This is a genomic window from Corynebacterium sp. HMSC05E07 (assembly GCF_001807225.1).
Taxonomy (GTDB): Bacteria; Actinomycetota; Actinomycetes; order Mycobacteriales; family Mycobacteriaceae; genus Corynebacterium; species Corynebacterium singulare.
This window is the reverse complement of the sequence record NZ_KV788275.1, coordinates 52,970-78,062: the sequence shown is the minus strand read 5'-3', so window position 1 is coordinate 78,062 and position 25,093 is coordinate 52,970. Positions and strand designations below refer to the sequence as shown.

Here is a 25,093-nt window from a genome sequence, read left to right as displayed (position 1 = left end):
CCCGCTACGCACTCCGAAACCGGAAGAGCCGCTAACGCAGACACAGAAGAACCTCGGAAAAACTGAGGAATACCGCTGGATGATAGACTTTCTAGAAGAAATCGTAAAGAAGCGAAAAGTCGCTTTACGCCGAGGCGAAGAACTTGAAACCCAAAATGGGTACACCCTTAAATCTAGGCCGCTAAAGAGGCTCTGTCGCGGGGAAATTGAAGTTTCAGATCTGACTGAGCGAGACTTCTCACTGGATATCACTCAGAAGGGAGTAGATATGCGGATAGGCTTGGATATAGCTTCCCTGGCAGAACGCGGACTTGTGAATCAAATCATCATGATTTCAGGTGATAGCGATTTCGTCCCCGCAGCTAAGCATGCGCGTAGGTCAGGAATCGATTTCATATTAGACCCGCTCTGGGCCTCAGTCTCTGAGAGCTTAAATGAACATGTTGATGGTGTCCGTGAGTGCGTTCTCAAACCACCCAAGAATCAAGACGATCCTTTATATGGAACTACTCCGGAACAAACCGCTGAGGTTGACGAAGAACTATAGCTCAATAGCCTCGATTCACCACTGGGTCTAGTTCTTCGCGTCTTGCGCAGCGCGGCAGCAGTCATACTCGAACGTCGGCCCACCGCGCCGTTAAGATGTATCTGGAAGTTCTGCTTCTCGCAAGATGGCCCCACCGGAGTCCATGTCAAAAAGCGTATGAACCCCCTCGTTCTAACCTGCCCGCCGCAGTTGTAGACCGGACCTTAACGGCGATCTTTTCCGCGAACTCCCAAATCGCGTCTCGAATAAGAGGAGCGCAAACATCAAAATCGACTGCTGTCGGGAACTGACCCCCGGGGGAAGCTCGCGCAGTGGGTCTGGAGGCGTTAGACGCCCGCCGTATAGCGAGTCCGGTCGCGGTAATACTTGAGGTATACGGTGTAGGGGTCAAATCACACGAAGCGGGAGCCCATGACGTCGATGGCGATGAGCTCGCCGTCCTTGGTGAACACCGGTCCGCTGGAGTCGCCGTGGTTGGAGCTGCCCGTGATGCCGTGCATGGTGGTGACCTCGCCGGCATTGATGTTGTCGCGCTGGGCGATGACCTTCATACGTGCCATTTGTAGCCAGTCCACGTCTTCGTCCTTGAAGCCCTTGCCGAAGCCGTAGAAGTCGGCTTCCTCACCGTCGTGGTACTGATGGCCGTCCGCGACCTTGGCGTACTTGTCGAGCTCCTTCGGTATTTCGAGGTGCAGCAAGGCGAGATCGGACTTGGGGCCCTTCTCAAAACGGTCGACGTCGATGGACGGTTTGAAGTGCCCCGAGTTTTGTTCTTAGGCATTTGCCTTGATTTCTATTATTTCCGGTGGCGGGATCAGCTTCCAAAAGGTCAAGTCTGCGTCCGTGGTTCGGGTGGTTGCCCGCATCCATGTGTCGTTTTCATCCTAAGCCTCATCTCAGCAGACGCTGGTAGCGTTTCGCACATACCGTAACAAACAGCCACGGGAGGCCTATTCTATGGACGGCGATGTTACTGAGTTGCTTGTATACGCCGGGTTAGTGCTCGTCATGGTGCTTTACTGGACCTACTACATTAGGTGCGTGCGGAGGCAACCCAGATCGGAAAAGTGGTACGACGATGTCGACTCTGTAGGCGCAGCAAGTGATGGTGTCCTTTTCATTTATCCTTACTGCTCGCTCATTATGGGCGCTGGCGGCGCCATGGGGTTGGTTGCGAGTGCCAACCCTCCCGAGTTTGTCTACACGCTGCTGAAGGTTCCGCTCGTGGCAGCTTTCGTTATCGGAGTCATTGGATTTACGGGCGCGGTCGGGGTTCCGCTTCCGTGGCCTTTTGTTCCGCGTTGGGTCGTCGATATCCGCACAGCAAAGCGTGCCCGAAGGCGTGAGCGCAGACAAGCCAGAAAAAGAAAAAAGGAAGAATAGCTACTGCAGGAAGAGGCTATTTTGTCCGCCGTTCGCGGGGGGCTGGCAGCGTCACGCTGCTGCGAGCGCTGCATGAATCACCGCATTCACATGCGCAAACGGAATCCGCTCCTGTTCAATGCGCAGCCGGCCCGCGGTGAAGAGCTGGCGGTAGGCGCGCTGCTCTTCGGTGGTGAGGTGGGTAAGTGTGGCGGAGCCGTCGCCGGGGTCGGGGACGGCCAGGTGCTGGAATTCGGTGACGGTGGCTGTGTCCATGAGCAGTGACGTCGTGTGGGGGAAGTGAGCGCGCACGGCGTTGAGGATGGCAAAGCCGGCGGCGTCGAGGTCGCCCCAGTAGGTGATGTCGGTGTGGTTAAGCCAGTCCAGTGCGTGGAGTTGGTGGGCGGCGGTGCCGGAGCCGAGGAGGGCGATGGTGGGAGGGGAGGCGTCGGAAAGCATGGGCAAGGCCAGGAAGGTTTGTTTGTTCTCCACGATGAGGACGCGGGGAGGGGTGTGCGGGAATAGCGTGGTGGCGTGGGCTAGGGGGATTTCGATATCGCTGAGCGCTGGAGCGTGGTTGAGGTAGCGCAGGCGCAAGCGGGTGTCGCTGCGGCGCAGGCCTAAGTCTGTGATGCCAAACGGCGCGAGGAGTGTAAGGAGTAGGCGGCGATGGTTGCCAATCCACTTGCCGTCCACACCTTCGACCGGCACGGCGCGCTCCCACTCGCCGGAGTCAGGGTTAGCGCGCAGCCAGGTCAGGCACGGCCCTAGGCACTCCAGGTCATAGGCGCTTAAATCCTTCCATTGGGTATAGCTGCGGCGGACGGTGTGGGCGAAGTCGGGGGAGTCGGGGAAGATGGCGGCGATGCTGTGCGCTCGTTCACGGGCGCGGGTGTACTCGGCGGTGAGACCGGCAGCAGCGGCGATGCGTTCGGCGCCGGTGATTGTGATGCGGGTCGGGATGGTGTTCGTGCCGAGGCCCGCGCGTGACCAATTGCGGGAGGCGTAGATAACCTCCTCCTGGTGGGGCCAGCGCTGCCAAGCGCGGACAAAGCCCTGTGCGGCGTCGATATCGCGGGCGGCAGCAGCGGCGGTGGGCGGGTGCAGGGGCCAGTCGACGCACACAGAATCCGGGTCAGCCAGTGCTTGGGCAAAGTGGTTGCGCAGGAACTTTGCGGCATGGTCGTGCAAATCTTCAGGGCTGCGCATGGTCGGGATCCTGGTAGGTAGAGGCGTCGATAAGCGAATAGCCCGTGCGCGCCTGCGGGCGGCCATTGATGGTGGGCTCGTCGTACTTGACCACAATCGTGCCATCCACGTAAGGAGACAGCGTCTGGATGAGCTTGAAAGGCGTGGCCAGAATCATGTGGAAACCAAAAGACGTAAAGACGGACATGGCTGTGCGGGTAAAGGTGGGATCGGCGCGGTCAAAGGCCTCATCCAGAATGATGGAACCATAGGTGGGCACGTCCTGGTCCGGCTCCGCCAGCCGGAAGCGCAGGGCCGCAGCGAGGCAGAAGAAGACGAGCTTTTGTGCTTGGCCGCCAGACAGCGAGGCGGAATCCTGGTAGGTATTGGCCGTCGTTCCGTCGGGGTAGCACTCGCGGCCGATGAAACTGACGTGGCGGCGGGTATCTAAGACAACGTTGCGCCAGCGGATATCCTCAGGCTGGCTCGAGCCCAAGCGGCTCAAGATCTTGTCCAACGCGTGGTAGCGCGCAAGGGCGGCCTCTGTATCATCGGCGCTGATTTCGCCCAAGCTGTGGGAGGTGGCGGCATCGAGGTCCCGCTGGAAGTCTTGGACCACCTGGCCGCGGGCATCCTTGACGTCGATGCGCAGGGTGCGCTCACCGTTGAAGGGAGAGCGCTCCAGGGACTTGTTGATGAACTCCATGCGCATCTCAATATCGCTGCGCGCACGGCGCAAGTCCGTGGTGAGGTGCGAGAGGTTACGCACGGTGGAGCCGTTGAGCAGCTCGAGGAATTGGGAGCGGAAATCCGCCAGGCGGTCCGCGCGCAGGAACCGGAGTTTCTCTATGCCCTCGCCGGCGAAGCTCGCCTGCGGCTCAAGGTCCGCGGCCTCCGCTGGCCACTGGGCCAGATACGTGTGGAGGACGGAGACAATTTTCGCGTTGGCGTCCTCTATGCTGCGCGTGGCGGTCCGGGCGGTGCTCTGGAGGCTGGCCTGCACTTCATCGCGCCGGGCGTCGATGTCATCGATGGTGAGCTTGCGCTTGCCTTTGTGCAGGGCCTCTTCGACAGCCTTCGCGATGTCCTGGTCCTCGATGTCAGGCACGGTGCCAATGATGCGGCGGCGCTTTGTGGAGTGCTCTAGCTCGTTTTCGATGTTGCCCAGGTGTTTCTGGGCGGCGTTCTGCCGGGCGCGTGCGTCCTTGAGCTTGGCCTTGGCCTGCTCGTGGGCTGCGGCTAAGGCTTGGGCCTCCGGGGAGGAGGCCAGCGAGTCATACTGCTCCTGCAGATCCCGCCGGCGAGCCTCGGCGGAGGCGGTGTCAATGTCCTGGAAGGAGGTTTCCAGCACCTGCTGGGCTTTATCGCGCTGGGAGCGCAGAATGTCCATCTTCCGGTTGAGGTTTTGAACCTGCTTGGCCGTGGCACGAGCGGTGGCCTTGGCCTCCGTGAGCTGGGCGCGCAGCAGCTCAATCTTGGCGGTGTTGGTGGAACCCACCCGGTACCAGGCAGTGCCGCTAAAACGCTTGCGGTCATCCTTGATGAAGCGGGTTGAGCCGTCCTTATCCTTGGGGCGGCTTTCCAGGCCATCGCGCGTTACCGCCGGGGTGGTGGTGACCTTGTCTAGCTCCGCAACCGAGTCCACACACTCGTAGTTGAAGCGGCGCGAAATATGTTGGCGAACCCAGTGCGCCATGGCGTGGTCCTGGAATTCCAGCTTGTGGATAAGCTGCCGCGGGCTGCGTGCGGACGCCGGTGGTGAAGCAAACTCCGGAATGGTGCGGTACTCCAAACGGGTGCCCACGTTGCGCGAATTGACCCACTGGTTGATGGTGTCGCGGGCGGCCTCGGGCACCAACAGGGTGGCCGCAAAACCGTGAAGGAGCTTTTGAATTACCGGTTCCCAGTCCGCCTGCTGCGGGCTGATATCGATGAGCTCGCCGGCGAAGGGAAGCTCGGATTCGGCATAGCCGGTATCGCGAGCCAGCTGGGAGCGCAGTTCTACTAAGGCTTTGTCGATGTTGGTGCGCCGGGAGCTAAATGAGCGCAGCTCGCTATCGAGCGCGGCGCAGGCGGTGGCAGCGTCGCGGGCGGCTACGCCGGCTTCCTGTTGCTCGTTGGTGAGTTTGGCGAAGTCAACCTCAAAATCTGCGATGCGCAGCTTCGCGTTGGCTTGCAGCTCGGCGAAGCCGTGCGGGCTGAACTCATAATCATCGGTCCACGCTCCAGCGGCCGCAGCCAGGCGTTGGAATTCCTTCGTGCGGTGCTCAATTTCTTTGTCCGCAGTTTCCATCTTGGCGCTTAAGGCATCGAGCTCGCCAGCGCTGAGCTGGGTAACAGCCACCGCGGCCAGGCGTTCGGCGTCATCCAAGTGTGCGACCTCCGCGTTAAGGGCTTCGGCCTGGGACTGGGCCTCTGCCAGCTGTGCTGTGAATGCGCGGATGAGGTAGTCCAATTCTTCCGCCACCAGGCGCGTGCGTACTGCCGGCAGCGCCTCACTCATGGCCTCTGCTTTCTCCTTATCCGCTTCAGCGCTAGACCGCTGAGAGTGAAGTTGGGGCAGCGGCGCGAGCGTATCTATCTGCGCCTTGACGTCCTCAACCCGCAGGTAGGCCTGGCGCAAATCCTCAAACTGTTCCACGGCTTCATCCGCTCTGGTGAAGGTATCCGGCACATCCAGCATGTAATCCCTAAAGAGCTGGTCCAGGCTGGACAGAGACTTCGCGGATTGCGTGCGGTGAAGAAGGAGCTGGCCCTCCACATTCTTAATACCTAAGCGTTTGCGGAAGCGGTCCGCAAACGTGGCGTAGGTTGGCGTAAAGGACGCGCCGGGGCCCTTATACAGCGCTCTGATCTTGCGACTATCCAGGCTGCGGGTGAGCAAGGGGCTGAGCTTATCGACGTCCTCATCGCCCGGCACCAGCCCGTACAACTTCTTTACCTGGCCTACGGAGTTCTCCCCGCCATTGAGGCGAAAAATGGCGATGAGGGTGTGCTGCTTGCCTTGGCCGTTGTCATAGGTCAGCGCCACGACCGAGTTTGTGGCACCTTCGCGCAGGTATTCCGGGGTAATCTCACCGGTCTGCGTATTCTCCTGCTGCCGCCACGCTCCGCGCACGTAGGAGACCAAATTGCGGCCGTTGTGCCGCCCGAGGTCTTGCTGCGAGGCCGCGTTGAATTTCACGTGGTTCTGGGGGACAAGGACCGCTGACATGGCATCCAGCAGCGTGGATTTACCTGAGCCCGAACCACCAGTGATGAGGAAACCTTTCCGCGCTACCGGGATGGAAAAATAGCCGTGGAAGGTTCCCCAATTGATGAGCTGGATGCGGCTGATGCGGAACTGGCCTGGGTAAAGGTCCGTGTGCTTAGTCATCTGAGGTGTCCTCCTCGGTATCCTCGGCTCGCGCCAGGCGGGCGTATTCATCCCGGATGGCGGTGACCGTGGAGGCGTCGAAAAGCTGGCGCAGCACCGGCGAAACTTCTAACCGGCCTTCGGTCTCCGTCGCGCTCAGCAGGGAATAGTCATTCTGGATGCGCTTTATTGCTGCGTTGAAGCGCTTGGTGAATCCGGCCTCGTCGCGGTTATCCACCGCGCGGACATAGCCGATGCTCTCCCGGAGATCTTCTACGTCAACGATGACGCGCTCGCCGGGCAATGCGAGGCCGAGCTCCTGGCGCAGGTTCAACAAGATAGCGGTATCGATGTGCTTGAGCTTGTCCGTGCGCAGCACTTGCGGGATGCTCAGGCTGTCCTCTTCCACCATGCGAGTAAAAGCAAATCCCTCGGTCTCATCGATGACGAGCTCCAAAAACACCTCGTGCAGCCGGGCACGCAGATTCTCTTCATCAGAGATAATTGCTGACCACAGCACTGGCTCCTTCTGCGCGCGGATAAGTGGGCCCTGGAGCAGCTGCACCAAGGCGCGGCGCGAGTGGTAGGTCAACGTTCCTTTGTCGTGCTCCCACAGCGGGGGCTCGTGCGCGGAATCCACGCGGGGGCTGTTGGCGGTGGTCACTGAAGCTCCTCAACGGTTGTGTGATCGAAATACATAGTGGGAATCTGCGCGGCACGAAGAGAACCGTCTTCTTCGGTCCATGTGACCTTTTCACTGACCTCCCGCACCGCAGGCAGCGGATGTTGGTCAGCAATGTGGACCAATCCCACCACGCTGGCGAGACCCTGTGTTGCGGGATGGGCCTGCAAGACTTGGGCGATGGTGCACGGGCCAGAGTCGCTCACAGTCTGCCGAATCGCCTCGTGCAGCTCCTCGAAATCGATCTCGGACTCGCGTACCAGCTCGTAAAGGGCGTGTGCGTCGTCTTCGCCCGGTTGGTAGGCCACGGGTGCTTCCTCCACGACCTCCCGTCCAGGGTTAGCCAGACGAATGCGGGAGACCGAGTGAATAGACATGCCGATGCGCTGCAGGGGCGTGTCCATTCGGTGAAAGGCTTTGAGCTCACTAGTTTGCGCGGCATCAATGGCCATGCCGCGGGCTTCCCGCAGCAGCTCAATCATGCGCCGGTCCTCCGCGAACTGCTCCGAGGACACGTAGTGGCGCAGGCTGCGAGCCAAACCCGTCATGGTCTGGTTGACCTCAAAGCTGGTTTCTTCCATATCGCGAAAGAGACGGCGCAGCTGCTGGCGCCGCTCCGGCGTGATGTCTTTCCCGGCGTCGCTATCGAGCACCTGCTCAATCCACTGGTCCAGCCAGGCGCTGCGCTCCCTATCCATAAGGAGGGAATAAAAGCCCTGGAAGCTGCGGCCCGCATCCGATTCTGCGATGTGGTCCACGCCGTTGAAGATCTCCTCCAGCACGTCACCGCGGTAGCCCTCCGGATCCAAAAGCTGCCGGCGCAGCTGGTGGTTGAGTGCTTCAAGATCGTGGCGGACTCTGGCGAAATCGCTCGGTACCGCCATAGCCATATTGAGCACATCCTGGACTCGCTCCTCAGTCTCGGCGGCAGTGAGCCTTTCAAACTGACCCAGTTGTGCTTTTTCAATCTCGTGGTCAATGCGTGCGCGTTCTGCCTCCAAACTGGCCACGCGGCTGGCGATGTCCTCATTGGTATCCCGCGCCAACCTCTGCAGCGCTGAGCTAATTGATTCCACACGCGAGGCCGTCACTGTGGTCACCGGTTGTTCCCAGCGCTCAATGGCTTCCAACGCCGATAGGGCTTCCTCGCTGGGCTCGAGTGTTTCACCACGTGTACTCCTTCCGGATTTACGCACCAACCAACCGGCCTTGACCCAGTCATTGCAATAGTTTTGTGGGGTGCGCGGCATGGGAAACTCGCTGGCAATCACCTCGAAATCGGTGACCATGAGCTCATAGACTTCCGCCGCCGGACGCGCCCGTGTGCCGCGTGGAAAGTACTCCGCAATCAACGCTAGAATCACCGGCGCATTATCCGCAGCGAGGAGCCGAATCGCGGCGGAATCATGCATCAAGCGCCGGAGTGACAGCGCGCGTGCTTCAACAGACATGATTCGATTCTGACAGGTGTGCCGGACATGCGCAGCGAAGACTGGCTCAAATATTCGAAGCCCGCTGTCTGGCATTCGACCTGCAGAGCGCAGGTCAAAATAATCACGCCCACGGAGGCGGGGCCATGAGCGAGGCTTTAGGCTGTGTCCTCCTAGTCGCCTTGCAGCTCAACGCTGCCCATGAAATACCGTGAATGCGACTTTTTCAAGGATTCCAGGGAGGGTGATGAGATGTGGGCGATCTCAATATCAGGATCGTAGATTGCTGCTTCGCGGCGGAGGCGTTCCTTAAGCGCTTCAGCTGAATCCGAAACTTGTTTGATGAAAGACTCGCCTGAGCGACGTTTGTAGGTTATTACAAATTCAGCCACTGTGCTGCTCCGATTCATCTGGCTGTCCAACAAGGACTTCAGTTGTGCATGGCCCCTAATCTAGTAGGAATCGGCCATGCACGGGGAAACCCTAAATATCATTGCGAGTGAATCCCTGCTTGGCTATGGTCGAACTTCTCTTTCTGAAGGCCGAGGCGAGGGCAGGGACGTTGGTATCGAGAAAGTCGTGGACGGTGGCGGAGACGTTCTCCTTGTCATCAGCATCGCGAGTGATTCGGCCAACCTGCTGAATGACAACGCCACGGAAGCTTACAGGCGCTGCCAGGACAAGAGTATCGAGTGCGGGAAGATCAATGCCTTCGCCGGCTACCTGGGACATGGCTAAAAGGACAAAATGTGGTGTTGCGGCAAGTTTCTCACGAACGGCTTGCCTCTCGCTTGCCTTTTGTCCGCCGTGCAGTTGAAGGACAGGGAAGGGGGCGTCGGAAAGCAATGCGTTGAGGGCTGCCAGGTGTTCGCGTCGTTTCACTAGTACAAGGACATTCTGCTCGTCCTGCGCGGCTCGTGTGATGACATCGGCGATGAGTTGGTTGCGGTGTGCATCAGCCGCCAGAGCGGTGTCGAGATCGGGCCAGAACAGGTAAGGAGCATCGTAAGTGAACTCCGTGTTGTGGACTACATAGTCGCGGCGTCCGGGGCGTTCGAGCTCGACGGTATGGCGGATAGGGCCGCAAATGAGGGGAAGCAGCTTATCGAGGCCATCGGAGCGGTAGGGCGTCGCGGTCATACCGAGCATAAAGCGAACATTAAGGTGAGCTAGAACGTTGGTTAAACCCGCAGCGCCGACTCGGTGGCATTCGTCAACGATGATCTGTCCATAGGCAGAGAGAAAATCAGTCTTGGAATCATTGCGGCTGATGGATTGGGCAGTGACAATGTCTATTTCTCCACTGAGCTTTTTCTTGGTACCCGAGTATTGCCCAACCTGAGCTTCCGGGAGAAACTGCTTGAGGGCGTGGCGCCATTGGGTAGCCAGCTCCCTCGACGGAACTATCACTGCCGTGGGAACTGAACGCTGAGCAATGATTGCACACGCCATGACGGTCTTTCCAGTGCCGGGAGGGGCAATGAGCATTCCAGACTTGTGTTTGAGCATCTGTTTGACAGCTGCGTGCTGGTGGGGGCGTAGCTCACCGGAGAATGACACATCGATGCGTCGGGGCTTAGGCGTGCGGCTGCGACGTGTGACGGTGTATCCTGCAGTTTTCAAGATTGTGATGACGTCGTCGAGCGTGCCGCGGTCGAGCGTGAGGACTTGGTCCTTCTCATCAAAACGTACGATGAGCCGTGGAGTGCCAAAAGTGGAGAAACGCTGAGCCTGCTTTATATAAAACTGCGGGTTGGCAATAGCACCTAGGTGTCGCAGGGCCGTACGGGTGGTGGCGTCGACGCCCGATAAATCGACGTGGACGTGTGAATCGTGCGTGACATGGACCTTTCCGGCGGCCTTGAGCTTCTTCAGCTCTTCGCGGGTGGGTGCCTGGGGGAGGGATGTCTCGGGATCGGGCTGAAGTACAGCGTAGATTCTCTTGAGTTCGGAAAGCGTTGACTTCTTCGTTCTTGCCAAAGCTTCGAATTGGTCTGGCAAGGGTTGAAACTCATGATCGACGAAGACTGTTGTGCCTTCGGATCGATGGTGGCCTGCTAATGGGAGGGCAATCAGATTGCCGAAACCGCGGCCTTTCGCCGGCAGCGTGTCTTGGGATGGAAAGAACCGGTCGAAACTGGAGAAGTAGGAATCCGGGCTAGCCTTGGCAAGAAGCCCGATGCCTACAGAACGAGCGAGGCCGGCAGGAATAGGTTCGTCGAAGAATACCCAGACGTGAGCTCCGTTCCCAGAACGCGATACTTCAATGAGCGGATCGAGGCCCTGGTTCTTGCATTCTTCCGCGTAGGCACGGGCAGCTTGCTTGAAGTCGTCATCGTCAAAATCGCAGACCAATAGCCGGCAACTGTCATCTATGCACAGTGGATAAAGGCCGACGTGGAAGCGGTTGTCTCGGCGAAGGTGTCCTTCGATCACCTTCGGTGTTAGGGGCTTTAGGTCGGGATTTCTTCGGTCATAGTAGCCATTGCTGGCCGGGTACCAGGCCTTCTTCTCTGCAGTATTTTTGGCGACTGCGTAGACGTCTGTCCTCCCCGTGAAGTAATCCATGAAGAGCGCGATCTTCTCCTCCGGTGAGCGCCTTACAGTATGAACGTTTGCTGGTGGCGGTGTGTCTGCAGTACTTGGGCGGGAAGGAGTATGACCGAGGGCCTGCAGTAGTTGGGCTACCTGGGACTCCAATTCGCTAACGCGAGTCTCAAGCGCTCGGAGGCGTTCCTGTTCAGTCATGGTGCGTGTTCCTTATGCGTCGGAACTAGTTTATCGGACGGTGTGCGGCTAAGAGCCTTGCCGGCTTGGTGTTGTATTGCTTAGAATAAGCGCACGACGAGCCGGTTACCGGAACGTTGTCGCCTGGAGCCGCGTAGGCTCCAGAGCTTTTTGGTGGGCCTTCTGGGCGCAGTGATGGAGTGCGTGCCTTGACAGTCAAGCCCTGATTCTGGCAGGAGTGCCGGACATGCACAGCAAGTGGAGCATTGGAGTGGCCTCTAGACATTCGCACATAACTCGGTTGTCATTAAGAAGAGTCTCACTGATAGGTGAAAGACGTTTCAAGTGTAAGTGTCATGCTGGGAAAGGAGCGCTGAAGGCTTCCTCTACTCAGATTCTCCACGACGGCTAATCTCTGAGATAAGCAGAACTGACTACTGAGGGACAACGGAGGGATTAAATTGACAAAGTCAACCGTTTCAAAGCCAGGCAACATTAATACTTCTGTAGCTCAGGTACAGAACATGGATGAGGAAGACCGTCGCCGCTACGTCGAGTACTTAGGGCGGGAGATTGCCAATTGGTCCGCGGATCTTAACCGCCGTCTAGCTTGACCAAAGGGCTTAGGGGGTGCCGAATTGGGGTAGTTTGTGGTTACGTACGTGCGGTATGGCTACGATTGGAGGGGATTTCACTTGTAAGTGAAAGAGTTGTTATTGGCGGCAAGAAGGAAAGGAGTGTTAATGGCCTCCGCTACAGTGATCAATGACCAAGTGATGATCGACGAAGCTACGGTAGAGAGCCTCAAGGCGCTACCTTCCCTCGGCGCCGCGACCTTTGAAGCCGCGGATACAGAAGGGCGCGCGGTTGCGCTACCTCTTGATGTGCAACGACTGATTTCTCAAATCTTGTCCTCTGTTGCGCAGCGCGGTGAAGTTACTATTTCACGCGTACCCGAAGAGCTTACTAGTACGGTCGCTGCGGAAATTTTAGGAGTTTCCCGCCCGACGCTCATGAAGTGGGCAAAAGAGGGAAAGATAGCGACCCACAAGCGCGGAACGCACAACCGTTTTAAGCGTGACGATGTTCTGAAATTGAAACAGCAGCGCACCGAGGAACGGATGCAGGCATTCCGCGAGTGGAGAGAATTCGAAGAAGAAAGCGAACTCTCTTCTGCCGATTACTAACTGGCGATCCTAGTCCTCCGCCACAGTGATCTTGACGTCGATGTTGCCGCGGGTGGCCTTGGAGTAGGGGCAGACCTCGTGGGCGGCGTCGGCAAGCGCCTGTGCTTCGTCCTGCTCCACACCGGGGATGGTGACCTCAAGCTCGGCGCTGATGAAGAAGCCCTCGGAACCGTTGTTGAGGGTCACGCGCGCGCCGACGGCGGAGTCGGTGACGTCGACGTCCTTGTCCTTGGCCACAGCCTTGAGCGCGGAGTGGTAGCAGGCGGCGTAACCAGCCGCAAAGAGCTGCTCCGGGTTAACACCCTCACCGCTGCCGCCCATCTCCTTCGGGGCGGTCATGGTGAAGTCAAGATCGGAGTCCTGAACTACGGCGCGGCCATCGCGGCCGTCACCAGTGGACAGAGCTTCGGTGGTGTAGACGGCGGTCATGGTGATTCCTTCCTGTCGGGGATATGTGGCCGCCGATTGTACGCCCAAAAGGAGGGATGTTTCAGGCCCCGGCCATGACAAGTTCCTTGAGGGCGTCGAGCGCCTCGCGGGAGGCGGTGCCGTAGCGCTCAGTGAGGAAGCGGTGGGTGGCGTCGGGGTTGTCGAGGGAGACATCAGCGAGGTTGAGCAGCTCAGACTCGCCGGCTGGAGTCTTTTCCACGGACCAGAATCCCTCCGGCTTAAGACCCAGCTCGGAGGCGCGCTCCAGCACGCTGAAGGTGTGGGAGGCGAACACGAGCTGCGCACCGTTGACGTTGATGGTGGGTTCGCGGAAGGCCTGGATGATGAAGTCCAGCAGGGCTGGGCGGAGGGAGGAGTCCAGCTCATCGGCCACGAGGATGCCGCCACGGCGCAGCACATCAAGCACGAGCGGTGCGGTGGCCATCCAGTTCTGCGTGCCGCCGGACTCGTCGGTGAGTTTCAGTGAGTAGTGAGTGGCCTCGCCCTTGTGTTCCACGATGATGGCGTGCAGCAGGGACTCGATTTCGGCGTCGGAGTAGATGAGGAACTCGTCGGGACGCCGGATAGCGCCGTCGGTGCTGCTTAATGCGTCGATGACCGGGTGCATCTGCCGGAAGACATGTTCTGCGATGTGGTCCTGGTTGAGGCGCACGGAGTGGATTTCGTTATCGGCCGCGCGCAGCAGTGGCGCCGCCTCGTGCAGGCGTAGTTTGCCCTCCCGGATAAGTTCGATGAACCGATCGGTGCTGCTCAGCGCGGAATGCGCGTGTGGCAGGTACGCCACGTCATGCACCAGCGCGCGGGCTAGCGGGGCAAGAACGGGGTGCTCATCGCGCAGGCCGACGGAGAGCAGCAGCTCGGTGTCCTCAACGGGGCCAAGCTTGGCGACGTCCCCCTTATCCATAAACGTCCGCGTCCACTGCGTTTCCTCCCCGCGGCTGCGTGCAAAGCACGGCGTCCAGCGGTTGGCCGGAACACGGCTGAGCCACTCAGAATGCACACCGGTGTAGCTCCACAGGAAGCCGTAGAGGTAGCGCACGCCGTCGACTTCAAATTCCAGCTCGAAGGTGCTGGGTCGGCGCTGCGTGGTTGGGTCGAGGCGAAATGGTGCGTGGGGAAGTTGGTTGGGCTGGGCGGCCTCGCGCCATGTTGTTGCCGAGGATGACACCGCTCGAAGAGCAAAGTTCAGCGCTTCCAGCACGCTGCTTTTTCCCGACGCCGTTGGCCCCACCAACACGGTTATGGGCTGGCTGACCTGTGCCCAGCCCCCTTCGGGTGGTGTTGAATGCTTCCAGTGCTGATACAAGGTCAGCGTTTGGGTGGCGCGGATGCTGCGGAAATTCGACACGCTGAAGGAAAGGAGCCTCATGCCCGCCACGCTACAAGCTCAGGCGTGGGCATGCAGGGGAGTTCGTTGTGATCCGTGCACGAGAAGGAAGCTTAAGAGACGATAGTTTCATAGGCACAGCCGGCTAGTGCTGAGCTGTGCCAACGGCGGAAGAGGTTGGAGGGGCGCTCACGCATCATGGTGACGGCGAAATCGCGGGCGTCGGAAAGCACTTCAGGCGGTAAGGCCGCGAAGGTCTCTTCGAGTTGGCCAATGGGGTAGTAGTAGGCCTCCGTCGTTGTGACTTCGTACTCGTGGAACATCACCAGATACGGAGGTTCGGAGCACAAGCCGATATCGTCCCTGGCTTCCTCAAGATTTATGTCCTCCGGCATGAAGAGGTTGAAGAAACCTGTGCCCAGGGAGAACCTGTCCCGAAATTCTGGTTCAAGATCCGCGATGTGGTCGAGGATGTTGTGACGGGGAAAAACTAGGAACTCCAGGATGCCCGTGTTGAGGGTGGCATAGCGTCCGCCTGCGGTCGAGGGGTAATCAGATAAAGTCCAGTAGGTCTTCTCCGTTTCGGGTGCCACCGGGATGATGTTCTCCAGTGCGAAGGTGAGATCCTTGAGCACGGCTTCCGCTACATCCTGCGGTGCGCGGGCAGTGAGTTTCGTGCCTTCAGCGTTCTGCGCCGCTTCGATAAACGCTGCGTGGTCTTTAGAGGAAGGCTCCCAGTCTCCCAAGATCCAGTGCTTTTGCTCGGTGATGGTGACGATGGAATCGAGTGGGCTGGGGCCGACAGAATCGATGACGCCCCGCCTATTACGAAGAGGGACGCCGGCCTCAACCTGGCGCGCAATCTCCTGGGCCTCAAGCGCGTCAAGCTCGAGCGGTGGTGCCGGCGCAAAGGATAAGGCAACTACGTCACCCCATGGGATGTGGTGACGTGATCCGTGAGTGTGGTTGGCAAAGCGCTTGACAACGTCGATGGACTGGCCGACATACTTCGATCCGTCTTCGAAGTCGATGACATAGATGCCGCAGCGACCGTCTGCGGGGATGAGCGGGCTGATTCCGGTAGTGGAATTGACCTTCCAAAGCGTGAAGTTAAGAGGCGAGAGCATGGTGTAACTCTAAGCGATTCAGCGATGCCACGCGGAGCTTCTCGGATGGCGTAAAAGAAATCCCCGCTGACGCGGGGAAGTGGTGATGGTAGACATCAGCAAGGGCTCATCCCAGCAGCGCAGGGAAGGTAATCGCCCTGCAGTGAAGCCTACATGGCACACCTGAAGAAACAAGTTTGCACGAATTCTAAACTTGCTAATGTCACAAGCTTTGGTATGTTTGGTGTTAACTCTTTCTCTCTCGCAAGCAAGGTCAATCATGAATGGGAACACTCACCAAGATTCGGTCTCTACTTTAATTCCGGCTCGGACACGCCAGTTCTGTTTAAGAGCCGAAGGCTGGGCGCGCGAACGGAGCCCGCAAGCCCAAAGTCTGTGGGCAAAGTCGGGTGATGGAACGGATTTCTTGACCATCCCGCAGCATATGGTGGATTCAGCGTGTGCTGCGTCTTTCCTGTTCAACTCATGGTTGGCGCCCTCAGTGAAGCGGTATTTGTCGGCGGCTCTCGGCATCGGTGAGACTGGGGTTGAGGCCCTATATGTCTGGCTCGCCGGGGTGCATGACATTGGAAAAGGTATTCGGACTTTCCAGCGTCTACTTCTGGCCAGCGATAAAGCGCATCTCGTCTCGGCCGTCTCTGATGCGGGCTTGAACATCGATCTGAGCATTGACGAGGCTAATTTCGAAAAGCTCCCGCACGGCGTTGCATCGGGCGAAATCCTAGCCCTTTGGTTGCGTGCACGAGGAATCCCGCTTCCCCAGGCTAATAGTTTGGCGGCCGTCGTCAACGCGCACCACGGCATTGCCAACAAGCCGTCCAAGCGAGTTCGAGAACTTATCGAAGACTACCCCGAGCCGTGGAAGAAAGTACACCGCGAGCTTCTCGACGCCATGGCGGAGCTGTGCGGTGTCGATGCTGTCCTCACAGAAGTCTTCCGAGGAGGAAAACTCCATCAGGGAGTTGCAGAAATCCTCACCGGGCTTGTTGTGATGGCGGACTGGGTAGCGTCGAATGAGAATGCTTTTACCCTGCATGTCCGCGGTACCCAGCTAGAGCGCGTGGAGGCGGCCGCTGCGGTGATCGATGTGACCACGCCGTGGGAGCCGGAGATGGGCGAGTGGGGAGACATCGACAAGCGCTTTCGGCACTCATTCGGATGGCCCGAAGAATTCTGCGCACGTCCAGTGCAACGCGCGGTGGTTGAGGCGGTTCAAAAGCTAGACGGGCCGGCTCTCGTTGTTATCGAAGCTGAAACGGGTGTAGGAAAGACCGAGGCCGGTCTGGCCACGGCTGAGATTCTTGCAGCGCGTGGCGGTGCTCAGGGGGTTTACTTTGCGGCGCCGACGATGGCAACGGCTAACGGGCTGTTAGAGCGCACGATTGATTGGGCTTCCAACAACAGTGTCGACTCAGTAAAAAGCATGTACCTCGCGCACTCCAAGAACGTTTTGTCGGAGCCGTATCGGGAATTGAAATTTTCGCAGATCGGTAGGGACTCTGGTGGCGGCGGTGGTGTTATCGCCTCCCAATGGATGTCGGGACGCCGGCTGGGGTTGCTCTCCAACTTCGTTGTGGGCACTGTGGACCAGGTTTTGATGATGGCGCTGCAGCAGCGCTTCCACATGCTCCGGCACGTGGGCTTAGCCGGAAAGGTCATCATTTTCGATGAGGTTCACGCCTTCGACACGTATACCAGCGACTACTTACGCGGCACCATCGAGTGGCTTGGGTTTTACGGTGCCAGCGTCATCCTGATGTCCGCTACACTCCCACCCGAAAAGCGTCGCACTTTGGTAGAGGCTTATTCCACCGCGCCATGGCTAGACGAGGAACCTACTGGTTACCCGCTGCTGACGCTGGCGACGCGAGACTCTGTGGAGTTTCACCCAGTACCACCGACTCCCACAAACCTTGAGGCGCACATTGGCTTCCTTGATGATGACGTCGACGAACTCGTCAACTTTATGGAGCACAACCTTGAAGCAGGTGGCTGTGTCCTCATCATTTGCAACACCATCGCCCGGGCTCAGGAAGCATACCGTGCACTGGCGAGCATTTATGGCGAGGATGTTCAGCTGCATCATGCTGGTTTCGTGGCGTGGGAACGCGTGGAAAAAGAAGATGCTTTGCGCGACGAGTTGGGTCCCGAATCCCGCCGGGGAAGGGGACGTCCATGGCGCAAGATTGTGGTGGCGACCCAGGTGGCTGAGCAGAGTCTTGATATCGACGCCGATCTGCTCATTACTGATATCGCGCCGATGGACCTCATCATTCAGCGAATTGGGCGCTTGCACCGCCATGAGCGACCTGTCACCGATAGGCCAGCCAACTTGCAGCAGCCTCAGGTGATGATTCGTGGAATCGTCGAACGTGAGCCTGTTCCGGAGTTCGATTCGGGCGCCGAATACATTTATGGCACAGCGCTGCTCTTGTCCACGTTAGCTCTGCTGCCCAGTGTCTTCCGGCGGCCTGACGACATTGAGAGCCTCGTGCGTGAAACTTACGACCGAAACTTCACCCCGCCTGCAGGGTGGGAGGATGCGTGGGCACAGGCTCAAGAGCAGAGTTTGTTCGACGAAGACAGCGCCCATTCCAAGTCGTCCACATTCCGTCTCCCCAGCCCACGCCGAAGGACCAGCTACGACGCGCTGTTCTCGCAGCTTATTAGTGAGGAAGGGTCATCCGGTGATGAACGAGGAGCAGCCCAAGTCCGTGATGCCGAACCTTCGGTGGAAGTCATTCCGATTCTGCGTACAGAGTACGGGTATCAACCATGGGGCTTGGATGAGGAAGTACTTGATGGTGCTGAGTTGTCCTACAAAGTCGCATTCCACCTGGCTGCGAGTACGGTTCGCCTTCCCATTCGTATGACGAGATGGGAGTCCGATTTTGACGCTGTCGTTGATGCTCTCGAGGATGCAACTCCAGACCAATGGCGATCCCACTTTCTCCTGCGTGGACAACTGGCAATGCCTCTCGATGAAACGGGGATTGTCCAGTTAGGCCGGTTCTCTGTCTCCTATACCTCCCAACTAGGAATCGAAATCCTCAGCGATAGGAGGGATTGAATGTCTACCACGATTTGTACTCTGAGGGCACCTCCTCTCAGAGGTATCTCACAACAACATCTCTATCTACTTCATGACTAAGAAAGGAGGCGAAAGAAGAATGACTGAAACCTCAACGTTCAATCTGCTCGATGAGCCGTGGATCATGTGCATGGATGGTGCCAACCAACAAGTTGCTTTGAGTATCCGTGACATCTTCTCCGGTCGCGGTGATGCACGCAAGGTCGTCGGTGATTCACCGACCCAGGACTACTCGGTGCTCCGGGTGCTGTTGGCCATCTTTTGGCGGGCGCATGCGCTCGACATTGCAGAAGAATACGGCAGTAACTGGGATGATTTCGATTGGCCGGAATGGTTTGACGAACTGCATGCACAGTTGGTGGGTGAACAGCGTGACGATGTAGTCCTCAACTATCTCGAGGCCTATGAAGATAGGTTCGATCTTCTTTCACCGACCGCCCCCTTCATGCAGGTTGCTGATCTGCATACGAAGTCGGGGGCAACCAGACCAGTCTCTTTCATCGTTCCCGAGGCCGCTGACAACTTCTTCACCATGCGCACGGCTGAAGGTCGTCAATCTCTCGCCCTCGATGAGGCCGCACGATGGCTCATCCATGCCCAGGCTTATGATTTCTCGGGCATCAAATCCGGAGCGGAAGGTGACTCGCGAGTAAAGGGAGGAAAGGGTTATCCCATCGGAACCGGCTGGACTGGTCGCACTGGTGGCACCGTTGTTCTTGGTTCGGGAGGTCTTCTCGAGACTTTGATTCTCAACACTCCACCGTCGGCCGTGCTGGATTCTGAAGAAGGCGGAGCCGTCAGCGCGGATATCCCGGTCTGGGAACGAGAGCCCGATACTGCAGCTCAGCGCCCAGGCTCGAATGATGACATTGGCGCAGTGCCGCATGGTGCTGTCGATCTTGCTACCTGGCAAGCGCGTCGCATTCGGCTCTTCTTCGAGGATGAACGGGCAGTCCAGGTACTCGTGTCGAACGGTGACCGAATTCCGGATGCAGGTAAGAACGTCATGGGTGATCCGATGACGCCTTACCGTTATAGCCCGAATCAGTCGAAGAAGGGTCAGACTGCGTATTATCCGCGCCCCTACGATCCGACTAGGACGATGTGGCGAGCTCTTGATGCTCTGATTGCGCTAGAGGATGACCCCGGCTTCGATAACAACAAAAACAAGGCCCCGAAGCGTCCTCGAAATCTCTCCAACTTGGCAGACCTAGAAGCAGATGGGTATCTGGACAAGAACGCCCTAGACCTTGCTTTGGTCTCGATGGAGTATGGCCCGCAGGAATCGTCCGTGGCCTCCACCTTCATTGCCACAATCGGTTTGCCACTTGTCGTGCTTCGGGCGGATGACACTGGCCGAAGGGTACGCAATGCGGTCCGTACCTCTGCAGAGAAAACAAGTAAGGCAGCAATCAGCCTTGGTTGGTTTGCTGGCCAGCTGCTGGTTGCCGCAGGAGGCGATTATGAATTCGGTACGAGTACAGCTGATCGTTTCTATGCCCGACTCGAGCCGCTCTTCCTGAGCTGGATGTCGGGACTAAGCTCTGACACCGCTGAAACTGCGCAGGTTGAATGGCAGAAGCAGGTGCGCGAACAGGTTCTTCGTGATGCACGTGAACTTCTCCGCGGTGCTGGCACCAAGGCCATCGTAGGCAGGGAAATCGATGCCGGTGACAGCGGTAAGGGGCGCATTATCTCGGCCGGTTCTCTTTTCCGTCAGCTGCATCGAAGGCTAGACAAGGACCTTCCGTTGACGGTTTCTCCCACTTCTCCGGAGGCGGATGCCTCCGGACTCTCACACGAGGATGACTCTCATGACTAAAACCCCACCCAGCGCCGATACTCCAACCACGCAGACGAGGCCGACTCTTCGCCCTGCTGTTGCTCGGACTGCGAATGAACTCCAGTTCGCTATACTGCATTCGCCGAATCACGCTAAGAGTGCCCAAGCCCGTGCAACGCTGGCTACGCTGCGCAAGTACGCCTCCGTTCCCCTCAAAGATCAACCGCTCGCGTTGGAGGAGGTTCTCCTAATCCTCCAGCCATCTCTGAGTGACAATGAGTTGGGCAAAAGCAACGCTCCGTCTCCATCAGAGGCAGCGGCTTTCAACGCTCTCGTGATGTTCGGCATTCACATGCAGAGTGCGACAACGGACGCCCATGTAGAAGGCCAAAGCTTCGCGCGTGCCTGTGGCCGATTTTTTGCCCAGAGCGAGTCCCAGTCCACCAAACCCCGTTTCGATGCCATGTTGGTCTCTCGCGATGAAGCATCCCGTCTGATTCACATTCGCTCACTCATTACATTGCTCCGTGGCGCAAAGATTGGCTTTGACTACGGGCAATTCGCGCAAGATCTCCGAACCCTTAACGTTCGCACCTCAACCCAGGCTGAGCAAAACCGACGCCAGGGAGTTCTTTTGAGGTGGGGACGCGATTTTGCCACCGGTGCTTTCTCTAAGAGCACGCAGTCCACTAAATCCTAACTCTCGATAACTACCCGAAAGGACCATTCACTATGTCTCTTGTCATCGATGTTCACGCTCTCCAGACACTTCCGCCATCCCTCATCAACCGCGACGACACTGGTGCCCCGAAGTCTGCTGTCTTTGGTGGTGTTCCCCGCCAGCGCGTATCTTCCCAATCTTGGAAGCGAGCCATTCGCGCCTACTTTGAGAACAACGTTGACCCGGATTCTGTAGGAGACCGCTCCAAGCGCCTCCCAGAAAAGATTGCCAAGTTGGTAGAAGACCACGAAGGTTGGGATGCCGAGCGCGCAATCAAACAAGTGTCTGATCTGTTCAAGGCCGCTGGAATTTCCACCGAAGTCGATAGCAAGCGGATCAAGGAACTGGAAAAGTCCGACGCTGAGGACAAAGAGGCGCTCCTCAAAGAAGCACGCTACCCGCGCACTAAGTACCTCATCTTTCTGAGCCCGCAGCAGATTGAACGTGCAGCCCGTGAAATCGTTGCTGCGGATGGGGAGAAGATCAAGAAGGCTGATGCGAAGGAAATTCTCGATACTCAGCACTCCGTGGATATGGCTATGTTCGGGCGCATGATTGCCGATGATGCTGCCTTCAACGTCGATGCCGCAGTGCAGGTTGCACACGCACTGGGAATTCACGATAGTGCCCCAGAGTTCGATTACTTCACCGCAGTCGATGATCTAGCTGAAGACGGTGAAGAAACTGGTGCAGGCATGATTGGCACAGTCCAGATGATGTCTTCCACTCTCTACCGCTTTGCCACCGTAAACGTTGCTGGTCTGACTAAGAACCTCGATTCCGAAGAGAATGCAAAACAGGCAGCAATTCAGTTCGTCGATGCCTTCATCAAGTCGATGCCAACTGGCAAAATCAATACCTTCGCCAACCATACTCTCCCTGAACTGGTGTACGTCACCGTTCGTGACACACGCCCAGTAAGTCTCGTGACGGCATTCGAGGAGCCGGTTCGTGCCACCGACAACAAGAACCTTCGCATCGCTGGTGCAGAGGCTCTAGCGAAGGAAGAGAAGGAGTTCGAGGAGAACTATGGCCTGAAGCCGCAGGCTTCTTTCGTGGTTGGTGTTAGCGAGGCACGAGAGCCTTTCGCAGAGATTGCAGAGACCGTCACCTTGCCAGAACTCGCGGAACGTCTCAGTGCAGCCCTGGATGCCTCCTAAACCTTGGGAGGGAGAATTTTCTCATGACATCGACCTTATTATTGTTACTCAAAGCTCCTTTGCAGTCTTGGGGTAATGAATCACGCTATGCCACGCGAACTACGGCACAGATTCCATCTAAGTCTGGGGTCCTTGGGATGCTCGCTGCTGCGGAAGGACGCCGGCGCACTGACGACATCACAGACCTCGCCGGTCTGACATTCGCTGTACGTGTTGACCAGTCCGGTAGCTTGCTGAGGGATTATCAAACGGCCCAAAACTGGCAGAGAAATCCCAAAGCTGATGCGAAGTTGATCACGCGCTACTTTCTGTCCGATGCTGCATTTGTTGCTGCAATCGAAGCAGAGGAGCGCAGTCTGCTTGAGGGCTTGGCTGAAGCGCTCAACAAACCTGCGTTCCCCATTTTCTTAGGCCGCCGATCGTGTCCTGCACCTCCGAATGTGGTTCAGGGAATCGTCGATAAGCCAGCAGTAAAAGCACTCCAAGAACATTCCACGTGGCATGCGACAAAGGAGTACATGAAAACATGCGGTGAGAAGGTGGCCCTTCCTATTTACAGGGATGCTCAGGCAGGAGAGCTCGGTGAGTCCCTGCAGGATGTCCCTGTCTCCTTCGATCCCAGACACCGAAAGTATGCTTGGCGCACGGTAGTCCAGCGTGAAAACGCACTTGTGGACAATCCGCTGGAGGCTTCGCAACTGCGCCCCGACCCATTTATGGAAGCAGTGATGAACGCGTGACTACCTTGACCAAAATCCTTATCAACCCGCAGTTGCGCCAGGGCCGAAAGCTGCTGAGCAACCCTCATGCCATGCATGCAGCGGTGAGCGCAGCGTTTCCGCCGGACATCGACAATTCCGACGCACGTATCCTGTGGCGCGTTGATCAGAACCGTCACGAGAATGTCCTTTACATCGTGGGCTCTGAAAAACCGACCTCGGCAGGCATTGTTGAGCAGGCCGGCTATGACACACGCCCGGCCCAATCCCTCGATTACACACGGTTCTTAAGGACATTGCAGAAGGGGCAGCGCTGGCGCTTCGAGTTGCTTGCGAACCCCACCTATTCCCAGTCCAACAACGGTAAGCGCGGAAAGGTCAAAGCTCATGTCTCTGTAGAACACCAGCTTGAGTGGCTTTACAAGCGCGCTGAAAAGGCGGGTTTTGCCCTAGCTCCTCGCGCACATGACGAGGCATCTGATGAAGAACGCGCACGATGGTCACTCGATGATGAGACAGCCATCGTGGAAAGGCGTACTCTCGATTTCCGCAAGGGCGAGAATCGGCGACATATTCGTATCGTTACTGTCCGTTACCGTGGCACGCTTGAGGTCACCGATCCCGAGCTGCTCCGAGCTACGCTTACTCACGGTATTGGTCGTGCTCGCGGCTATGGCTGTGGCCTGATGACGTTGGCGGCTGTGTCTTCATGACCACCCCACATGAGGTCCCTCTCACACGCCAAGCTTTGGCGCGCGTTGGGGACCGCATCAGTTTTCTTTACGCTGAGCGGTGCGTTATTAACCGCGATGGCAATTCACTCACCATCGTTGATCAACGCGGCACCGCGCATGTGCCCGCTACGCAGATTGCAGCTTTGCTTCTAGGACCGGGCACGAAGATTACATACGCCGCGATGGCCTTGCTTGGTGATGCCGGAGTGAGCGCGGTCTGGGTAGGGGAGCGCGGTGTGCGCTATTACGCACATGGCCGCCCACCCGCGAAGTCAAGCCGTATGGCAGAAATTCAAGCAGAAGTAGTCACGCATCAGCGCAAACGATTGAACTGTGCCCGCCGGATGTATGCCATGCGCTTTCCCGGTGAGGATGTATCTGGGCTAACCATGGCCCAGCTCCGCGGGCGCGAAGGTGCTCGGATGAAGAAGGTGTACGAAAAAGAATCTGTGCGAACTGGTGTCTATTGGAATAGGAGGTCGTACGATCCCAACGACTTCGAATCTTCTGATCCGATCAACCAAGCACTTACTGCAGCCAGCGCGGCCCTGTATGGGGTAGCACATGCTGTGATCTCCGCATTGGGCTTTGTTCCGGCTCTCGGCGTTATTCATACCGGAACTGATCGTTCCTTTGTCTACGACATTGCCGACTTGTACAAGGCAGAGATTTCAATTCCGGCCGCTTTTGACACGGTTGCTGCGGCGAAGGGTAAGCCGTCCGTTGAAGTGCGCCGTCATGTCCGCGATTATGTTGTTTCCCACCGGCTCATGCCCCGCATGGTCAAAGATTTGAAGTCCCTATTTGATGTCCCAGATGACGAGCTGGTGAGCGACGTGGAACTTATGCTCTGGAGTGAGCTTGAAGTGATTGCTTCTGGAATGAATTGGGCCGAAGAGGAGACTCTTTCATGATGGTTCTCGTTGTCACTGCGTGCCCTGCAGGGCTACGCGGCGACTTGTCGAAGTGGCTAATTGAACTAACTCCTGGAGTTTTCGTAGGACGGCCTTCCGCTCGCATCCGTGATCTGCTGTGGGAGCGAACCACCGAATTGTGTAAGGACGGCCGTGCACTTTTGGTCTATTCAGCAGCCAATGAACAAGGCATGGAGTTTAAGACTCACCGCCATCACTGGACACCTTCTGATTTTGACGGCGTTACGCTCATGGTCCGCCCCACAACGAAGCCACAGAATGAGCAGAATCGAAAGGGGTGGTCAAACGCCCGCCGTGTTCGTTCCGCATATAGGAAGCAGAAAGGTGCATAACTAACCAAGTAGCCGATAGAACAAGGCACTATTCATAAAGCCGTATGTAAAATAGTGGCCAGGCTCGAAGACTTGCAGCTCAGCAAGAGTGCTCCCCGCGTAAGCGGGGATGAGCCCATTTCAACGTCCCCATCAGATGCCAATTTAGAGTGCTCCCCGCGTAAGCGGGGATGAGCCCCCCTCACCATCGACGAAGTGAAAGCCCTCCGGGTGCTCCCCGCGTAAGCGGGGATGAG

Annotated in this window: 21 protein-coding genes; 11 read left to right on the top strand and 10 right to left on the bottom strand. The window is 57.7% G+C overall.

Going from position 1 to position 25,093, the window contains the following annotated elements; translation table 11 throughout:
• On the top strand, nucleotides 1–547 hold a 547-nt coding region (locus HMPREF3149_RS13990), incomplete at its 5' end, for an NYN domain-containing protein (protein WP_070538390.1).
• 392 nt (nucleotides 548–939) lie between these two features.
• Here the strand turns inward: HMPREF3149_RS13990 and HMPREF3149_RS11875 are convergent.
• On the bottom strand, nucleotides 940–1,290 hold the full coding sequence (locus tag HMPREF3149_RS11875) for a trypsin-like serine protease (protein WP_083280872.1): 351 nt from the start codon (nucleotides 1,288–1,290) through the stop codon (nucleotides 940–942).
• 298 nt (nucleotides 1,291–1,588) lie between these two features.
• Here HMPREF3149_RS11875 and HMPREF3149_RS11870 point away from each other — a divergent pair, with 298 nt between their 5' ends.
• Complete coding sequence (locus tag HMPREF3149_RS11870) at nucleotides 1,589–1,930, top strand: hypothetical protein (protein WP_246820009.1); 342 nt, start codon at nucleotides 1,589–1,591, stop codon at nucleotides 1,928–1,930.
• Nucleotides 1,931–1,981: 51 nt separating this feature from the next.
• Here HMPREF3149_RS11870 and HMPREF3149_RS11865 read toward each other — a convergent pair whose 3' ends face one another.
• From HMPREF3149_RS11865 to HMPREF3149_RS11840, 6 genes are all read right to left on the bottom strand, one after another.
• Nucleotides 1,982–3,118: a DUF3322 domain-containing protein gene (locus tag HMPREF3149_RS11865; RefSeq protein WP_070538384.1), complete on the bottom strand. Its 1,137-nt coding sequence runs from the start codon at nucleotides 3,116–3,118 to the stop codon at nucleotides 1,982–1,984.
• On the bottom strand, nucleotides 3,105–6,473 hold the full coding sequence (locus HMPREF3149_RS11860) for an ATP-binding protein (protein ID WP_070538383.1): 3,369 nt from the start codon (nucleotides 6,471–6,473) through the stop codon (nucleotides 3,105–3,107). The genes HMPREF3149_RS11865 and HMPREF3149_RS11860 overlap by 14 nt, the downstream gene beginning before the upstream one ends.
• Nucleotides 6,466–7,116 (bottom strand): DUF4194 domain-containing protein, encoded by a 651-nt coding sequence (locus HMPREF3149_RS11855; protein WP_042531778.1) that lies wholly within the window; start codon nucleotides 7,114–7,116, stop codon nucleotides 6,466–6,468. Before HMPREF3149_RS11855 ends, HMPREF3149_RS11860 begins: the two co-directional genes overlap by 8 nt.
• Nucleotides 7,113–8,585: a DUF3375 domain-containing protein gene (locus HMPREF3149_RS11850; protein ID WP_042531776.1), complete on the bottom strand. Its 1,473-nt coding sequence runs from the start codon at nucleotides 8,583–8,585 to the stop codon at nucleotides 7,113–7,115. Before HMPREF3149_RS11850 ends, HMPREF3149_RS11855 begins: the two co-directional genes overlap by 4 nt.
• A 152-nt stretch (nucleotides 8,586–8,737) precedes the next feature.
• Nucleotides 8,738–8,956: a hypothetical protein gene (locus tag HMPREF3149_RS11845; RefSeq protein ID WP_042531774.1), complete on the bottom strand. Its 219-nt coding sequence runs from the start codon at nucleotides 8,954–8,956 to the stop codon at nucleotides 8,738–8,740.
• Nucleotides 8,957–9,047: 91 nt separating this feature from the next.
• Complete coding sequence (locus HMPREF3149_RS11840) at nucleotides 9,048–11,312, bottom strand: DEAD/DEAH box helicase (protein ID WP_070538379.1); 2,265 nt, start codon at nucleotides 11,310–11,312, stop codon at nucleotides 9,048–9,050.
• A gap of 722 nt (nucleotides 11,313–12,034) precedes the next feature.
• Between HMPREF3149_RS11840 and HMPREF3149_RS11835 the strand changes: the two genes are divergently transcribed.
• Nucleotides 12,035–12,478 carry a helix-turn-helix domain-containing protein gene (locus HMPREF3149_RS11835; protein ID WP_042531769.1) on the top strand — a complete coding sequence of 148 codons (444 nt, stop codon included), beginning with the start codon at nucleotides 12,035–12,037 and terminating at the stop codon, nucleotides 12,476–12,478.
• Nucleotides 12,479–12,487: 9 nt separating this feature from the next.
• Here HMPREF3149_RS11835 and HMPREF3149_RS11830 read toward each other — a convergent pair whose 3' ends face one another.
• The 3 genes from HMPREF3149_RS11830 to HMPREF3149_RS13985 form a co-directional block, all read right to left on the bottom strand.
• Entirely contained in the window at nucleotides 12,488–12,907 is a 420-nt protein-coding gene (locus HMPREF3149_RS11830) for an organic hydroperoxide resistance protein (RefSeq protein ID WP_042531768.1), read from the bottom strand.
• A 61-nt stretch (nucleotides 12,908–12,968) separates the two neighbouring features.
• Nucleotides 12,969–14,297 (bottom strand): AAA family ATPase, encoded by a 1,329-nt coding sequence (locus tag HMPREF3149_RS11825; RefSeq protein WP_042531767.1) that lies wholly within the window; start codon nucleotides 14,295–14,297, stop codon nucleotides 12,969–12,971.
• 71 nt (nucleotides 14,298–14,368) lie between these two features.
• Nucleotides 14,369–15,382 (bottom strand): GIY-YIG nuclease family protein, encoded by a 1,014-nt coding sequence (locus HMPREF3149_RS13985; protein ID WP_236683958.1) that lies wholly within the window; start codon nucleotides 15,380–15,382, stop codon nucleotides 14,369–14,371.
• Nucleotides 15,383–15,641: 259 nt separating this feature from the next.
• Between HMPREF3149_RS13985 and HMPREF3149_RS11815 the strand changes: the two genes are divergently transcribed.
• The 8 genes from HMPREF3149_RS11815 (at nucleotide 15,642) to cas2e (ending at nucleotide 24,857) form a co-directional block, all read left to right on the top strand.
• Nucleotides 15,642–18,452 (top strand): CRISPR-associated helicase/endonuclease Cas3, encoded by a 2,811-nt coding sequence (locus HMPREF3149_RS11815; RefSeq protein WP_070538377.1) that lies wholly within the window; start codon nucleotides 15,642–15,644, stop codon nucleotides 18,450–18,452.
• Nucleotides 18,453–18,552: 100 nt separating this feature from the next.
• Nucleotides 18,553–20,295: a type I-E CRISPR-associated protein Cse1/CasA gene (gene casA, locus HMPREF3149_RS11810; RefSeq protein ID WP_042531763.1), complete on the top strand. Its 1,743-nt coding sequence runs from the start codon at nucleotides 18,553–18,555 to the stop codon at nucleotides 20,293–20,295.
• Nucleotides 20,288–20,956 (top strand): type I-E CRISPR-associated protein Cse2/CasB, encoded by a 669-nt coding sequence (gene casB, locus HMPREF3149_RS11805; protein WP_042531761.1) that lies wholly within the window; start codon nucleotides 20,288–20,290, stop codon nucleotides 20,954–20,956. Before casA ends, casB begins: the two co-directional genes overlap by 8 nt.
• A gap of 32 nt (nucleotides 20,957–20,988) precedes the next feature.
• Nucleotides 20,989–22,137, top strand: coding sequence for a type I-E CRISPR-associated protein Cas7/Cse4/CasC (cas7e, locus tag HMPREF3149_RS11800; RefSeq protein WP_042531758.1), 1,149 nt, complete (start codon nucleotides 20,989–20,991; stop codon nucleotides 22,135–22,137).
• A gap of 23 nt (nucleotides 22,138–22,160) precedes the next feature.
• Nucleotides 22,161–22,877 carry a type I-E CRISPR-associated protein Cas5/CasD gene (gene cas5e / locus HMPREF3149_RS11795; protein ID WP_042531756.1) on the top strand — a complete coding sequence of 239 codons (717 nt, stop codon included), beginning with the start codon at nucleotides 22,161–22,163 and terminating at the stop codon, nucleotides 22,875–22,877.
• Nucleotides 22,874–23,569, top strand: a complete 696-nt coding sequence (cas6e, locus tag HMPREF3149_RS11790; protein WP_042531754.1) for a type I-E CRISPR-associated protein Cas6/Cse3/CasE — start codon at nucleotides 22,874–22,876, stop codon at nucleotides 23,567–23,569. The genes cas5e and cas6e overlap by 4 nt, the downstream gene beginning before the upstream one ends.
• The gene (cas1e, locus tag HMPREF3149_RS11785) at nucleotides 23,566–24,504 is read left to right on the top strand and encodes a type I-E CRISPR-associated endonuclease Cas1e (RefSeq protein WP_042531752.1); all 939 of its coding nucleotides are present in this window, start codon (nucleotides 23,566–23,568) and stop codon (nucleotides 24,502–24,504) included. The genes cas6e and cas1e overlap by 4 nt, the downstream gene beginning before the upstream one ends.
• The gene (cas2e, locus tag HMPREF3149_RS13205; RefSeq protein ID WP_083280871.1) at nucleotides 24,501–24,857 is read left to right on the top strand and encodes a type I-E CRISPR-associated endoribonuclease Cas2e; all 357 of its coding nucleotides are present in this window, start codon (nucleotides 24,501–24,503) and stop codon (nucleotides 24,855–24,857) included. The genes cas1e and cas2e overlap by 4 nt, the downstream gene beginning before the upstream one ends.
• The last annotated feature ends 236 nt before the right edge of the window (nucleotides 24,858–25,093 follow it).

Excerpts from the sequence above, each read along its gene's own strand:
- HMPREF3149_RS11865 (WP_070538384.1), bottom strand. The coding sequence starts at position 3,118 with ATGCGCAGCCCTGAAGATTTGCACGACCATGCCGCAAAGTTCCTGCGC.
- HMPREF3149_RS11860 (WP_070538383.1), bottom strand. The coding sequence starts at position 6,473 with ATGACTAAGCACACGGACCTTTACCCAGGCCAGTTCCGCATCAGCCGC.
- HMPREF3149_RS11850 (WP_042531776.1), bottom strand. The coding sequence starts at position 8,585 with ATGTCTGTTGAAGCACGCGCGCTGTCACTCCGGCGCTTGATGCATGAT.
- HMPREF3149_RS11840 (WP_070538379.1), bottom strand. The coding sequence starts at position 11,312 with ATGACTGAACAGGAACGCCTCCGAGCGCTTGAGACTCGCGTTAGCGAA.
- HMPREF3149_RS11835 (WP_042531769.1), top strand. The coding sequence starts at position 12,035 with ATGGCCTCCGCTACAGTGATCAATGACCAAGTGATGATCGACGAAGCT.
- HMPREF3149_RS11830 (WP_042531768.1), bottom strand. The coding sequence starts at position 12,907 with ATGACCGCCGTCTACACCACCGAAGCTCTGTCCACTGGTGACGGCCGC.
- HMPREF3149_RS11825 (WP_042531767.1), bottom strand. The coding sequence starts at position 14,297 with ATGAGGCTCCTTTCCTTCAGCGTGTCGAATTTCCGCAGCATCCGCGCC.
- HMPREF3149_RS13985 (WP_236683958.1), bottom strand. The coding sequence starts at position 15,382 with ATGCTCTCGCCTCTTAACTTCACGCTTTGGAAGGTCAATTCCACTACC.
- HMPREF3149_RS11815 (WP_070538377.1), top strand. The coding sequence starts at position 15,642 with ATGAATGGGAACACTCACCAAGATTCGGTCTCTACTTTAATTCCGGCT.
- casA (WP_042531763.1), top strand. The coding sequence starts at position 18,553 with ATGACTGAAACCTCAACGTTCAATCTGCTCGATGAGCCGTGGATCATG.
- casB (WP_042531761.1), top strand. The coding sequence starts at position 20,288 with ATGACTAAAACCCCACCCAGCGCCGATACTCCAACCACGCAGACGAGG.
- cas7e (WP_042531758.1), top strand. The coding sequence starts at position 20,989 with ATGTCTCTTGTCATCGATGTTCACGCTCTCCAGACACTTCCGCCATCC.
- cas5e (WP_042531756.1), top strand. The coding sequence starts at position 22,161 with ATGACATCGACCTTATTATTGTTACTCAAAGCTCCTTTGCAGTCTTGG.
- cas1e (WP_042531752.1), top strand. The coding sequence starts at position 23,566 with ATGACCACCCCACATGAGGTCCCTCTCACACGCCAAGCTTTGGCGCGC.
- cas2e (WP_083280871.1), top strand. The coding sequence starts at position 24,501 with ATGATGGTTCTCGTTGTCACTGCGTGCCCTGCAGGGCTACGCGGCGAC.